General features: G+C 72.3%; 9 protein-coding genes. 3 read left to right on the forward strand and 6 right to left on the reverse strand.

Annotated features, from left to right (window positions below; genetic code table 11):
• Positions 1–266 precede the first annotated feature (266 nt).
• Together pruA and ACIBW6_RS25415 are read right to left on the reverse strand one after the other, a co-directional pair.
• Positions 267–1898, reverse strand: a complete 1632-nt coding sequence (gene pruA / locus ACIBW6_RS25410) for an L-glutamate gamma-semialdehyde dehydrogenase (RefSeq protein ID WP_399063540.1) — start codon at positions 1896–1898, stop codon at positions 267–269.
• A gap of 72 nt (positions 1899–1970) precedes the next feature.
• Positions 1971–2897 (reverse strand): proline dehydrogenase family protein, encoded by a 927-nt coding sequence (locus ACIBW6_RS25415; RefSeq protein WP_399063373.1) that lies wholly within the window; start codon positions 2895–2897, stop codon positions 1971–1973.
• Positions 2898–3081: 184 nt separating this feature from the next.
• Here ACIBW6_RS25415 and ACIBW6_RS25420 point away from each other — a divergent pair, with 184 nt between their 5' ends.
• Positions 3082–4251 (forward strand): PucR family transcriptional regulator, encoded by a 1170-nt coding sequence (locus ACIBW6_RS25420; protein ID WP_399063375.1) that lies wholly within the window; start codon positions 3082–3084, stop codon positions 4249–4251.
• On the opposite strand, the gene ACIBW6_RS25425 is transcribed toward ACIBW6_RS25420, so the two are convergent.
• Positions 4240–4827 (reverse strand): TetR/AcrR family transcriptional regulator, encoded by a 588-nt coding sequence (locus tag ACIBW6_RS25425; RefSeq protein WP_399063377.1) that lies wholly within the window; start codon positions 4825–4827, stop codon positions 4240–4242. The genes ACIBW6_RS25420 and ACIBW6_RS25425 overlap by 12 nt on opposite strands.
• Before the next feature lie 83 nt (positions 4828–4910).
• Between ACIBW6_RS25425 and ACIBW6_RS25430 the strand changes: the two genes are divergently transcribed.
• The gene (locus tag ACIBW6_RS25430) at positions 4911–6524 is read left to right on the forward strand and encodes an MFS transporter (protein ID WP_399063379.1); all 1614 of its coding nucleotides are present in this window, start codon (positions 4911–4913) and stop codon (positions 6522–6524) included.
• 703 nt (positions 6525–7227) lie between these two features.
• Positions 7228–10218, forward strand: coding sequence for a helix-turn-helix transcriptional regulator (locus tag ACIBW6_RS25435; protein WP_399063381.1), 2991 nt, complete (start codon positions 7228–7230; stop codon positions 10216–10218).
• Between the two features lie 104 nt (positions 10219–10322).
• Here the strand turns inward: ACIBW6_RS25435 and serA are convergent, their stop codons facing one another.
• The 3 genes from serA to ilvN form a co-directional block, all read right to left on the reverse strand.
• Complete coding sequence (gene serA / locus ACIBW6_RS25440) at positions 10323–11924, reverse strand: phosphoglycerate dehydrogenase (protein WP_399063383.1); 1602 nt, start codon at positions 11922–11924, stop codon at positions 10323–10325.
• Between the two features lie 254 nt (positions 11925–12178).
• Positions 12179–13180: a ketol-acid reductoisomerase gene (gene ilvC / locus ACIBW6_RS25445; RefSeq protein ID WP_399063385.1), complete on the reverse strand. Its 1002-nt coding sequence runs from the start codon at positions 13178–13180 to the stop codon at positions 12179–12181.
• Positions 13181–13289: 109 nt separating this feature from the next.
• Positions 13290–13817 (reverse strand): acetolactate synthase small subunit, encoded by a 528-nt coding sequence (gene ilvN / locus ACIBW6_RS25450; RefSeq protein ID WP_399063387.1) that lies wholly within the window; start codon positions 13815–13817, stop codon positions 13290–13292.
• Between the last annotated feature and the right edge of the window lie 21 nt (positions 13818–13838).

Below are 13838 nucleotides of genomic sequence, written 5' to 3' on the forward strand. Positions count from 1 at the left end.
GGGAGCCGCAGGGGTTGCCTGCCAAGATGCTCCGGCTCGCGGCCGCCATTCGCCAGGTAAGCGAGACGTTCGGCTTCTACAAAGTTAGGACAGGTCGCCGCTCCTGTCTCCACAATTACTCGGACTTCCTACTATCTGAGACGGACGTCACCCGGGCGCCGTCGCGCGCGCGGGGTCCGGACGCGGAGAAACACCGCCCCCGGCCGGGGTGGGGCCCGTGGCCGGGGGCGGGATCAGGGGGCGGACGGCGGTCCGCCGGGCGGGCGTCAGCCCATGTGGGGGTAGGTGTACTCGGTCGGCGGGACCAGCGTCTCCTTGATGGCGCGGGTCAGCGTCCAGCGCATCAGGTTCTGCGGGGCACCGGCCTTGTCGTTGGTGCCGGAGGCGCGGCCGCCGCCGAAGGGCTGCTGGCCGACGACGGCGCCGGTCGACTTGTCGTTGATGTAGAAGTTGCCCGCGGCGTAGCGGAGCTTCTCCATCGTGTACGCGGCGGCGGCACGGTCGTTGGCGATGACCGAACCGGTGAGCGCGTAGTCGGACGCCGACTCCATCTGCTCCAGCATGGCGTCGTACTGGTCGTCCTCATAGACGTGCACAGCGAGGATCGGGCCGAAGTACTCCGTCGTGAAGACCTCGTTGGCCGGGTCGGTGCACTCGATGACGGTCGGGCGCACGAAGTAGCCGACCGAGTCGTCGTACGTGCCGCCCGCGACGATCGTGCAGGAGTCGTCCGCCTTCGCGCGGTCGATCGCGGCCTTGTTCTTGGCGAACGAGCGCTCGTCGATGACGGCGCCGATGAAGTTCGACAGGTCGGTGACGTCACCCATGGCGATGCCGTCGACCTCGGCCGCGAACTCCTCCTTGAAGCCGTCGTTCCAGATCGACGCGGGGATGTACGCGCGCGAGGACGCCGAGCACTTCTGGCCCTGGTACTCGAAGGAGCCGCGGGTCAGCGCGGTCTTCAGGACGGCGCGGTCGGCGCTCGGGTGGGCGACGACGAAGTCCTTGCCGCCGGTCTCGCCGACGAGGCGCGGGTAGGTGCGGTAGTTCTCGATGTTGTTGCCGACCGTCTTCCACAGGTGCTGGAAGGTCTTGGTCGAGCCGGTGAAGTGGATGCCGGCCAGGTCGCGGTGGTTCAGGGCGACCTCGGAGACGGCGAGGCCGTCACCGGTGACCAGGTTGATGACGCCCTTGGGCAGGCCCGCCTCTTCCAGGAGCCGCATCATCAGGACGGCGGCGTGCGTCTGCGTCGGGGACGGCTTCCAGACCACCACGTTGCCCATGAGCGCGGGGGCGGTGGGCAGGTTGGCGGCGATGGCCGTGAAGTTGAACGGCGTGATCGCGTAGACGAAGCCCTCCAGCGGGCGGTGGTCCATACGGTTCCACACGCCCGTGGAGTTGGCCGGCGGCTGCTCGGCGAGCAGGTTGCGGGCGTAGTGGACGTTGAAGCGCCAGAAGTCGACGAGCTCGCAGGGAGTGTCGATCTCGGCCTGCTGCGCGGTCTTGGACTGGCCCAGCATGGTGGAGGCGGCCAGCGTCTCGCGCCACGTGGTGGAGAGCAGCTCGGCGGCGCGCAGGATGATCGCGGCGCGGTCGTCGAAGGACATCGCGCGCCAGGCGGGGGCGGCGGCCAGGGCGGCGTCGACCGCGTCCTTGGCGTCCTGCTCGGTGGCGTTGGCGTAGGTCCCGATGACGGCCTTGTGGCTGTGCGGCTGCACGACGTCGAAGCGCTCGCCGCCGCCCATCCGACGCTCGCCGCCGATGGTGCAGGTCAGCTCGATCGGGTTCTCGGCCAGCTCCTTGAGCTTGGCCTCCAGGCGGGCGCGCTCCGGCGAACCGGGGGCGTAGCCGTGCACCGGCTCGTTGACCGGGGCGGGGACTCGGGTCACGGCGTCCAGCGTCATGGGTCCGTATCTCCTTCGGGGGGTCGGAGGGTTATCGGGAGGTCAGGGGCCCGGGGTGCGGGCGGCTCAGTCCTTGGTGAGGATCGAGCGGGCGAAGAAGAGCAGGTTGGCCGGCTTCTCCGCGAGGCGGCGCATGAAGTACCCGTACCAGTCGGTGCCGTACGCGGTGTACACGCGCATCCGGTGTCCTTCGGCGGCAAGCCGCAGGTGCTCGTCGCTGCGGATGCCGTACAGCATCTGGAACTCGTACTCGTCGAGCTTGCGGCCCGCGGTGCGGGCGAGCTCCTGCGCGATGGAGATCAGGCGCGGGTCGTGCGAGCCGATCATGGGGTAGCCGGAGCCCTCCATGAGGATGCGCATGATCCGCACGTACGCCTTGTCGGTCTCGGCCTTGTCCTGGTACGCGACCTCGGCGGGCTCCTTGTAGGCGCCCTTGACGATGCGGACGCGGCTGCCCGCGGCGGCCAGGCGGCGGGCGTCGTCCTCGGTGCGGAAGAGGTAGGCCTGGATGACGCAGCCGGTCTGCGGGAAGTCCTTCCGCAGCTCCTCGTGGATGGCGAACATCGAGTCGAGGGTGGTGTGGTCCTCGGCGTCCAGGGTGACCGTGGTGCCGATGGCGGCGGCGGCCTCGACGACGGGCCGGACGTTGGCGAGGGCCAGCTCGTGGCCGCCGGGAAGCGCCTGGCCGAACATGGACAGCTTTACGGACATCTCGGCCTTGGTGCCGAGACCCAGCTCCTCGAGGCGGCCGATCAGCTCCAGGTAGGCGTCGCGCGCGGCGTGCGACTGCTCGACGGTGGTGATGTCCTCACCGACGACGTCGAGGGTCACCTCAAGGCCCTTGGCTGCGGCGTCCTCGATCACGGGCACGACCTGGTCGACGCTCTCACCGGCGATGAAGCGGTCGACGACCTGCTTGGTGCCCGGCGCCGCCGACACGAACGAGCGCATCTTGTCACTGCGCGACGCGGCGAGGATCAGGGGAGCCAGCACGGGGCACCTCCACGGAGCAAGAGTTGAGGGGGCCGGACCCCTGCGAACGGGGGATCGGCACGGGGAACCACCGTGAAATCTAAGGATCCCTCCGATCCTGTGCCATCGACAGCTGTCACGCATCTGTGGCCCCCACCTCATACATCTGTATGAGGAGCCGGGCGGGGTGCGGGAGAATGGCGGGGTGAAAGGCGACTACCAGGAACTGGTCGACGAGATCTCGGCCCTCCTCGGCGCCCCGGCGACCCTGGAGAACCGCGACTTCCGGCTGATCGCGTTCGGCGCGCAGCTCAGCGACGCCGACACCGACTTCGACGCCTCGGCCCTCGACCCGGTCCGCACCCGCTCGATCCTGACCCGCGGCTCCACGCAGGCCGTGCGCACCTGGTTCGAGGGGTTCGGCATCGCGCGCGCGACGGAGCCGGTCCGCATCCCGGCGACGCCCGAGGCCGGGGTCTACCGCGGCCGGATCTGCCTGCCCGTGCGCCACCGGGGCATCGTCCTCGGCTACGTCTGGCTGCTCGACGACGATCCGGGGCCCACCCGGGACCAGCTGGACGCGGCGATGGAGGTGGCCGGCCGGATCGGGGCGCAGCTCGCGGACGAGGCGGCGGCGGGCGCCGACCTGACCCGCGAGTTCCACTCCGTCCTGACGGCGGAGCGCGGCTGGCAGCGGGACATGGCGGTCGCGGCGCTGCGCACGGCGCTCGGCAGCCGCGCGGAGGGCCTGCACACGGTGGTGTGCGTGGCGCCCTGGCCCTCGGCCGACCCCGACGACGCGCCGTCGGTCCGCTCGCTCCCGGCGGCGGACGCGCTGTGCACCGTGCCGTGGGGGGCGACGGGCCAGTGCCTGGCGCTGCTCGTGCGGCTGCGCTCCGCGGAGGTGCTGGCCCCCGCGCTCACGGCGGCGGCGAAGCTGCGGGCGCGGGCCGGCGACGCCGGCACGGTCGCGGCCGGCATCGGCGCCCCGCGCACGGACCTCGCCGAGCTGGCGGCGGCCTGGCAGGAGGCGACGGCGGCGGCGCGCACCGCGCTGGCCGATCCGCGGCTCGGCCCCGACGCGCAGTGGTCGGCGATCGGCCCGTACCGCCTGCTCACCGCCGTGCCCGCGGAGGCCGCGCACGATCCGGCGGTGGCGCCGCTGCTCGCCCCCGCGCACCGGCAGCTGGCCCGCACCGCCGAGACGTTCCTGGACTGCGCGGGTCAGGCGGGCCGGGCGGCCGCCGCCCTCGGCATCCACCGGCAGACGCTCTACTACCGCCTGTCCCGCGTCGAGCAGCTCACCGGCCTCGACCTGGACGAGGGCGAGGACCGGCTGCTGCTGCACATGGGGCTCAAGGCCTCACGCCTGTGACGGCCCGGCCGCCGTCGCCATCAGCTGCCGGATCCCCTCGGTGAGTTCCGCGGCGCTCGGGGAGAAGTCCGCGTCGAAGGTGTGCTGGGCGATCAGGCCGAGGACCAGGACCGAGAAGAACTTGCCGAGGGTGTCGACGCTCGGGTCGTCGGCGGGCGGCTCGGCGCCGCCCATGATCATGCCGATGAAGCCGCGGCCCGCCTCGCGCTGAGCGGCCGAGAGATACTCCCGCACGGCCGGGAGCTTGTCGCCCATCGTGATCAGCTCGATGCTCAGGTGCCAGATGGAACCCGGCTTGCCGAGGCTTTCGGTGACGCCCGCGAGCACGGCCTGGAAGCGCTCCAACGAGCCGTCGGCTCCCGGGAGTTCTAGCGGCGCTCCCCACTCGTCCGCGGCGCCTTCGGCGAGCGATACGTACGCCTGCGCGAGCAGCGCGTCCTTGGAGCCGTAGTGGTAGCCGATGGACGCCAGGTTGGTCCCCGACTCCCGGACGATGTCGCGCGCGGTCGTGCGCACGAACCCCTTCTCCAGCAGGCAGCGCTTGGCGCCTTCGAGCAAGTCTTCGCGGTGTCCCATGCCGCCAGCCTACCGGCGATTCAGACGGCTGTCTTATACGCACGTACTAGACAAGCGTTTAATACGCTCGTACAGTCCCTGGCATGACGAACCCGACGAGCACGACGAGCACGACCGCACCCCCGAACTCCCGGGCCGGGCGCCGCGAATGGACCGCCCTCGGCGTGCTGATGCTGCCGCTGCTCCTGGTCTCGATGGACGTCTCCGTCCTCTACTTCGCCGTCCCCGCGATCAGCGCCGACCTGGACCCGAGCGGCACGCAGCAGCTGTGGATCTTCGACATCTACGCGTTCGTGCTGGCCGGGCTGCTGATGACCATGGGCTCGCTCGGCGACCGGATCGGCCGCCGCAAGCTGCTCCTGGCCGGCGCCGCCGCGTTCGGCGCCGCCTCCGTCCTTGCCGCGTACGCCGACAGCGCCGCGACGCTGATCGCCGCCCGCGCGCTGCTCGGGGTCGGCGGCGCGACCCTCATGCCCTCCACGATGGCGCTCGTGCGCACGATGTTCACCGACCCCGGCCAGCGCGCGAAGGCGATCGGCCTGTGGTCCGGCGTCATGACCGGGGGCGTCGCGCTCGGTTCGGTGCTGAGCGGGGTCCTCGTCGAGTACTTCTGGTGGGGCTCGGTCTTCCTGGTCAACCTGCCCGCGATGGTGCTGCTCCTGGTCCTCGGCCCGTTCCTGCTGCCGGAGTCCAGGGACCCGGCCCCGGGCCGCTTCGACCTGCTCAGCGTGCCGCTGTCGCTGGCCGCCGTGCTGCCCGTGATCTACGGCATCAAGGAGATCCCGTCCGAGGGCTGGAGCGTGCGGTACGTCGTCTCGATCACCCTGGGCATGCTCTTCGCCGCGCTGTTCGTGCACCGCCAGCGCACCGCGGCCGCCCCGCTCATCTCCCCCGCCCTGTTCCGCAGCCGGGGCTTCGCCCCCGCGGTCGTCCTGAACCTACTGTCCACGCTCGGCATGATGGGATCGGCCTTCTTCACCACCCAGTACCTCCAGTCCGTGCTCGGCAAGAGCTCGATGGCGGCCGCGCTCTGGTCGCTGCTGCCCACCCTCCTGGTCGGGGCGGCGGCGCCCGTCGCCGCGGGGCTCGTCCAGAGGGGCGTGCACCGCGCCCACGTGGTGGCCGGCGGCTTCACCGTCGCCGCCTGCGGGTACGGTCTGCTGGCCGGCGCGGGCACCAGCTCGCTGTGGCTCGTCCTGGCCGGGGCCGGGGTCCTCGCCGCGGGCATCGTCACCGTCATGTCCCAGCTGATGGACCTCGCCCTCGGCACCGTCCCGGTGGCCCGCGCGGGCTCGGCCGCCTCCCTCCTGGAGACGGGCGCGGAGTTCGGCGGCGCGCTCGGCATGGCCGTCCTCGGCTCCATCGGCACGGCCGTCTTCCGCCATGGCGTCCCGGCCGACGCCCCGGCCGCTGCCCACGAGACGCTCGGCGGCGCGCTGGCGGTCGCGGGCCGGCTCTCCGGCGATGCGGGTCAGGCCCTGGCGGTGGCGGCCCGGGAGGCGTTCACCGACGGGATGCGGGCCGCGTCGGTCGCCGGGGTGGTCCTGTTGTTGGCGGGGGCCGTGCTGGCCGTGACGTCTCTGCGCGGGGGGCGGGGGTGTGCGGGCGAGTCGGACGCGGCCGGGGTTCCCTGCGCGCGCGAGTCCGATGCGGCCGGGGTTCCCTGCGTCTCCGCTGCGCCGCACCAGTGTGGCTGAGCGCGCGGTTCCCCGCGCCCCTGGAAGGACTTCGTCCGCGGCGCCGCTGGGGCTGAGCGCGCAGTTCCCCGCGCCCCTGAGAGGACTTCGTCTCACCCGCCATCGTGGCTGGTCGCGCAGTTCCCCGCGCCCCCTAAAAGACTTCGGCTGACCCACCGTCGTGGCTGAGCGCGCCGTTCCCCGCGCCCCTAAAAGACTTCGGCTGACCCACCGTCGTGGTTGCTCGCGCTGTTCCCCGCGCCCCCTGAAAGACTTCGGCTGACCCGCCGTCGTGGCTGAGCGCGCCGTTCCCCGCGCCCCTAAAAGACTTCGACTGACCCACCGTCGTGGTTGCTCGCGCCGTTCCCCGCGCCCCTGAGAGGCGCACTTCGTGCTGCCTCTCATCGGGGCATGGGGCTGCGGCGGAGCCGCATGCTCCAGGGGCGCGGGGAACTGCGCGAGAAGCCCCACCGGACCCGCGGACGAAAACGGGGGCGCACGCAGTGCGCCTTTCAGGGGCGCGGGGAACTGCGCGAGAAGCCCCACCGGTCGGACAGTCGAAGAACTGCTCTCAGGGGCGCGGGGAACTGCGCGACCCGCCCCCCACCCCGCCGGACAGCCGAACAACTGACGCCTAAGGGGCGCGGGCCACCCCTACGGCGGGCCGGACGACGAACTGGCCGTGAGCCGGGGGCACCCCCACCCCCCATGCCAGGATGGCCCCGTGCCACAGACATTCGACACGCCGTTCATCGGCCGGACAGGCGAACTCGCCCGGCTCACCGGCATCCTGGATCGCGCCACGGCCGGCGAACCCCGCGCCGTCCTCGTCGGCGGAGACGCCGGCGTCGGCAAGACCCGCACCCTGACGGAGGCCGCCACCCGCGCCGCCGCCACCGGCATGACCGTCCTGACCGGCCACTGCGTGGACCTGGGGGACGTGGGCCTGCCCTACCTCCCGTTCACGGAGATCCTCGGCACGGCCGCCGCCGACACCCGGTTCGCCGCGGCCTTCGCGGACCGCCCCGCCGTCAACCGGCTGATCGGCACCGCACCGGGGACCGGCACCACCCCCGACCCCGACGGCCGCCTCCAGCTCTTCGAGGGCGTCGCGGGCCTCCTCGCCGACCTGGCCGCGACGGTCCCGCTGCTCCTCGTCATCGAGGACCTGCACTGGGCGGACCGGTCCTCCCGCGACCTGCTCCGCTTCCTGCTCAGCCGGGGCGTCCTCCAGCGGCCCGCCCCCGGCGGCCCCCCGCACCGCCTCGCGGTCTTCGGCTCGTACCGCGCGGACGACCTGCACCGCCGCCACCCCCTGCGGCCCCTCCTCGCCGAACTCGTCCGGCTGCCCGCCGTGGACCGCCTCGAACTGCGCCCGATGGCCGACGCGGACGTGGCCCGGCTCGTGCGCGCGCAGCGCACCGGCCCGGTCCCCGACAGCACGGTCCGCCGCATCGTCGACCGCGCCGAGGGAAACGCCTTCTACGCCGAGGAGTTGCTCGCCGCCCTGCCCGCCGACGACCCCTCCGGCGCGGCCGGCCCGCCCACCGGCCCGGAGGCCCTGGGCGGCCTCGCCGACGTCCTCCTGATCCGCATCGAGCAGCTCTCCGAGACCGCCCAGCAGGTGCTGCGCACGGCCGCGGTCGCGGGCCGCCGGGTCGGACACGACCTGCTGCGCGACGCCGTCCGGCTCCCGGAGGAGGAGCTGGAGTCGGCGCTGCGCGAAGCCGTCGGGCGCCAGCTGCTGCTGCCGGGCGACGACGCGACGTACTCCTTCCGGCACGCCCTCACCCGGGAAGCCGTCTACGCGGACCTGCTGCCCGGCGAACGGGTCCGGCTGCACCGGGTCTTCGCCCGGCTGCTCGCCGCCGAGGGCCGCCCGGCCGCCGGCGCGGCCGAGCGCGCCCACCACTCGCGCGAGAGCCACGACCTGGCCGACGCGCTGGCCGCCTCCCTCGAAGCCGCCGACCACGCCCAGCGCGTCGGCGCCCCCGCCGAGGAGCTGCGCCACCTGGAGACCGCACTCGAACTGTGGAGCGTGGTCGACTCCCCCGCCCGCCCCGGCGGCACCGACACGGTCACCCTCACCCTGCGCGCCTCGGCCGCCGCCGCCCGCGCGGGCGAACCGCACCGCGCGGTCCAGCTCACCCGCTCCGCGCTCGCCCGCGTCGGCTCCGACACCGGCTCCGAACTCGCCGCCCGGGTCCGCTACACGCTCGCGGGCAACCTGATGCGGATCGACAACCTCGAAGCGGCGTTCACGTACAGCAGCGAGGCGCTCGCCCTGATCCCGGCCGAGCCCCCCTCGTCCACCTGGATCTGGGCGGCGGCGACGCACGTCATGGCCGCGCGGTACGTGGGCCGCGACGCGGACGCCGAGCGGGTCGCCCGCCAGGCCCTGGAGGTGGCAGAGCGGCTCCGGCTGCCCGACGCCCAGGCCGACCTGATGATCTCGCTGGTCGGCCTGGAGGCCCACAACCGGCGCACCCCGCAGGGCCGTTCCCGCCTGGTGCGCGCCCGCGAACTGGCCGTGGCCGCCGGGAACCTCCCGGTCCAGCTGCGGGCGCTCTACAACCTCGGCCTCGGCTGCTACGAGTCGGGCGACCTGGACGCCGGCCTGACCTGGCTCGCCGACGGCCTCGACCTCGCCCGCCGCGCCGCCCTCCTCACCTCGCCGTACGCCCTGGAACTGCGCTACGTGCAGTCGGTGCTGCTCTACACCCTGGGCCGCTGGGACGAGTGCACGCGGGCCGCCGAGGCCGACGCCGAACTGCTCCCGGCCGCCGTCGCCTTCACCACCGCGCCCGCTCTCTACGTCACCCTGGCGCGCGGCGAGTTCGAGGCGGCCGAGGCCGGGGCCCGCGCCCTGCTGTCCCCGGACGGCGACTGGATGGCGGCGCTCGTCGCGAACATCGTCCTCATCGACGCGGCGGCGCTGCGCGGTGCCGCCGACGACTGCGTCCGCACGATGCGGGCCGCGGTCGAGCGGCTGACGGACGGCGCGGGCTCCGAGCGGCCCGACGCCTTCGTGCGGCTCGCCGCGCTGACCCTCTCCGCGGTCGCCGACGCGGCCGAGGAGGCCCGGCTGACCGGCGACGCGCAGGCGCTCGACCGCTGGACCGGGATCGCCGCCGACCTGGTGGAGCTGGCCCGGACCACGGCGGCCCGGGGCGAGGACGGGACCGGTCAGGGGCCCGAGGGCCAGGCGTGGCTGGCGCGCGCCGAGGCCGAGGAGGCACGGGCCACCACCGGTCCTTCCGTGGCGGCGTGGGAGCGGGCCGTCACCGCGTTCGGCTACGGCGAACCGTACGAGCTGGCCCGCTGCCGGCGGCGGCTCGCGGAGGCGCTGCTCACCGCCGACCGCCGGGAGGAGGCGGCGGAGCAGGTGCGCGCGGCCCGAGCCACCGCGGTACGGCTCGGTGCGGTGCCGCTGGGCGAGGCGCTGGCGGAGCTGGCCCGGCGCGGCGGCTTCGCCGGGGCGCCCGAGCGGGAGCGGATCGCCGCGCTGACCGCCCGGGAGAGCGACGTCCTGCGGCTGCTCGGCCGGGGGCGCACCAACCGGCAGATCGGCGAGGAGCTGTTCATCAGCGGCAAGACGGCGAGCGTCCATGTGTCGAACATCCTCGCCAAGCTGGGCGCGGCGAGCCGCACCGACGCCGTGGGCATCGCCTACCGCGAGGGGCTGATCGAGCCGGAGACCAGCCCGTCCGGCTGAGCCTCCGTGCCACGACGCATGAGGGCCGGGTCACCCGCGGGTGACCCGGCCCTCATGCGTCGTGCTTCGTGCGCCGTGCCTGTCCTGTCCGGTCCTGGCCTGCGTCAGACGAGGTTGACCGAGCGGGCCGACGTCGCGCCGATCTCCGCCGCGACCTCGTTCAGGACACCCTGCGGCACCGAGTCGTCGACGGTCAGCACGGCCAGCGCCTCGCCGCCCACGTCGGCGCGGGCGACCTGCATGCCGCCGATGTTGATGCCCGCCTCGCCGAGGACACGGCCCACCGTGCCGACGACACCGGGGCGGTCCTCGTAGCGCAGGACGACCATGTGCTCGGCGAGCGCGAGGTCCACGTCGTACTCGCCGACGGCGACGATCTTCTGGAGGTGCTTGGGGCCGGCGAGCGTGCCGGAGACCGAGACCTCCTGGCCGTCGCCGAGGGTGCCGCGCACCGTGACGACGTTGCGGTGGTCGGGCGACTCGGAGCTGGTGGTCAGCCGGACCTCGACGCCGCGCTCCTGGGCGAAGAGCGGAGCGTTCACGTAGGAGACCGTCTCGTCGACGACGTCCTCGAACACGCCCTTGAGCGCGGAGAGTTCGAGCACCTTCACGTCGTGCTGGGTGATCTCGCCGTACACCTCGACGTCGAGGCGGACCGCGACCTCGCCCGCCAGCGCGGTGAAGATGCGGCCGAGGCGCTCGGCGAGCGGCAGACCCGGCTTGACATCCTCGGCGATGACCCCGCCCTGCACGTTCACCGCGTCCGGGACCAGCTCACCGGCGAGCGCGAGCCGCACCGAGCGGGCGACGGCGATGCCGGCCTTCTCCTGCGCCTCGTCGGTCGAGGCGCCGAGGTGCGGGGTGCAGACGACCTGGTCGAACTGGAAGAGCGGGGAGTCCGTGCAGGGCTCCTTCGCGTACACGTCCAGGCCCGCGCCGGCGACGCGGCCCTCCTTGAGCGCCGAGTACAGCGCTTCCTCGTCGACGATCCCGCCGCGCGCGGCGTTCACGATCCGCACGCTCGGCTTGACCTTGTGCAGTGCCTCGTCCCCGATGAGACCGAGGGTCTCGGGCGTCTTCGGCAGGTGCACGGTGATGAAGTCGGAGACCTCGAGCAGCTCGTCGAGGGAGAGGACCTTCACGCCCATCTGCGCGGCGCGCGCGGGCTGCACGTACGGGTCGTAGGCGACGACCTTCATGCCGAAGGCCGACATGCGCTGGGCGACGAGGGCGCCGATGCGGCCCAGGCCCACGACACCGAGGGTCTTCTCGGCCAGCTCCACACCGGTGTACTTGCTGCGCTTCCACTCGCCGCCCTTGAGGGCCTGGCTGCCCTGCGGGATGTTGCGCGCGGTGGCGATGAGGAGGCCGCAGGCCAGCTCGGCGGCGGTCACGATGTTCGACGTCGGGGCGTTGACGACCATCACGCCGGCCTTGGTGGCGGCGGAGACGTCCACGTTGTCCAGGCCGACGCCGGCTCGTGCGACGACCTTCAGCTTCTTCGCGGCGGCGATCGCCTCGGCGTCGACCTTGGTGGCCGAGCGGATCAGGATCGCGTCGACGTCGGCGATGGCGGGCAGCAGCTCCGCGCGGTCCCCGCCGTTGCAGTGGCGGATCTCGAAGTCCGGGCCCAGGGCGTCGACGGTGGCGGGCGACAGCTCCTCGGCGATGAGTACGACGGGTTTGCCGGTGTCAGCAGTGCTCACGTGAGTCCTCACAAGTCCCAATGCGGACGGCCGTCCCGACGGCCGCAAGCGGTGGAGGTGGCTAGCCGCGTGAAAGACGCACGACGCTGTGGGCCCGACGCGAATGTAGTTCAGCAGTGTAGTGGCGCGAGGGGGGCGGGCTTACGCCTCCCTGGAAGGATCACTCGTCCGTGGCTGGACGCCGTGGACAACGGTGTGGAGCGGCTATGGAGAACGGGGCCGCGGCGTGTGCCGCGGCCCCGTCCCCGGAGGGCTTACGCCTCCTCGTTGTCCACCCAGCTCATGAGCTTGCGCAGCTCCTTGCCGGTGGTCTCCAGGAGGTGGTTCTCGTCCTGGGTCTTGTACTCGTTGTACTTCTTCAGGCCCGAGTGGTACTCGTCCATCCAGTTCTTGGCGAAGGTGCCGTCCTGGATCTCGGCGAGGACCTTCTTCATCTCGGCCTTGGTGGCGTCGGTGATGATCCGCGGGCCGGTGACGTAGTCGCCCCACTCGGCGGTCTCCGAGATCGACCAGCGCATCTTCTCCAGGCCGCCCTCGTACATGAGGTCCACGATGAGCTTCAGCTCGTGCAGGCACTCGAAGTACGCGATCTCCGGCTGGTAGCCGGCCTCGGTCAGCGTCTCGAAGCCCGCCTTCACCAGTGCGGCGGTACCGCCGCACAGGACGGCCTGCTCGCCGAAGAGGTCGGTCTCGGTCTCCTCGGTGAAGGTCGTCTTGATGACGCCGGCGCGGGTGCCGCCGATGCCCTTGGCGTAGGACAGCGCCAGCTCGAAGGCCTTGCCGGTGGCGTCCTGCTCGACCGCCGCGATACACGGCACGCCTCGGCCCTCTTCGTACTGACGGCGCACCAGGTGGCCCGGGCCCTTGGGGGCGACCATGCAGACGTCGACACCGGCCGGCGGCTTGATGAAGTCATAGCGGATGTTGAGGCCGTGGCCGAAGAACAGCGCGTCGCCGTCCTTCAGGTTGTCCTTGATGGACTCCTCGTAGACCTTGGCCTGCAGCGGGTCCGGGACCAGGATCATGATGACGTCGGCCTCGGCCGTCGCCTCGGCCGGGGTGACCACGCGCAGGCCCTGCTCCTCGGCCTTCGCCTTGGACTTGGAGCCCTCGTGCAGACCGACGCGCACGTCGACGCCCGAGTCGCGCAGGGACAGCGCGTGGGCGTGGCCCTGGCTGCCGTATCCGATCACCGCGACCTTGCGGTTCTGGATGATGGACAGATCGGCGTCGTCGTCGTAGAACAGCTCGGCCACTGGGGTTCTCCTATGTGTGCTGGTGTTGCGTCCCACCGTACGGCGGGAGGTGGACAGGAAGTTTTCAGGTCTCGCGATGCGAGCGGAACGAGACCGGGAGCGGGCCGGTTCAGGCCGTGCGGTCGAGCGCGCGCAGGCTCCGGTCGGTGATGGAGCGCGCGCCGCGGCCGATCGCGATGGTCCCGGACTGGACGAGCTCCTTGATGCCGAAGGGTTCCAGCATCTTGAGCATCGCCTCCAGCTTGTCGCTGGAGCCGGTGGCCTCGATGGTGACGGCCTCGGGCGAGACGTCCACGGTCTTGGCGCGGAACAGCTGGACGATCTCGACGATCTGCGAGCGCGTCTCGTTGTCGGCGCGGACCTTGGCGAGCACCAGCTCGCGCTGGACGGCGGCGCCCGGCTCCAGTTCGACGATCTTCAGGACGTTGACCAGCTTGTTGAGCTGCTTGGTGACCTGTTCGAGCGGGAGTCCCTCGACGTTCACGACGATGGTGATGCGGGAGATGTCGGGGTGCTCGGTGATACCGACGGCGAGCGAGTCGATGTTGAAGCCGCGGCGCGAGAACAGGGCGGTGATGCGGGCGAGCACGCCCGGCTTGTTCTCGACCAGGACGGAGAGCGTGTGCTTGGTGGACATGGTGCGGATTCCCTCTTCCGG

Origin of the sequence: Streptomyces sp. NPDC049813 (assembly GCF_044465085.1) — a bacterium.
In the GTDB taxonomy this organism is placed as follows: domain Bacteria; phylum Actinomycetota; class Actinomycetes; order Streptomycetales; family Streptomycetaceae; genus Streptomyces.

Coding starts and splice junctions, on each gene's coding strand:
- ACIBW6_RS25425 (WP_399063377.1), bottom strand. CDS start 4,827: ATGGGACACCGCGAAGACTTGCTCGAAGGCGCCAAGCGCTGCCTGCTG.
- ACIBW6_RS25430 (WP_399063379.1), top strand. CDS start 4,911: ATGACGAACCCGACGAGCACGACGAGCACGACCGCACCCCCGAACTCC.
- ilvN (WP_399063387.1), bottom strand. CDS start 13,817: ATGTCCACCAAGCACACGCTCTCCGTCCTGGTCGAGAACAAGCCGGGC.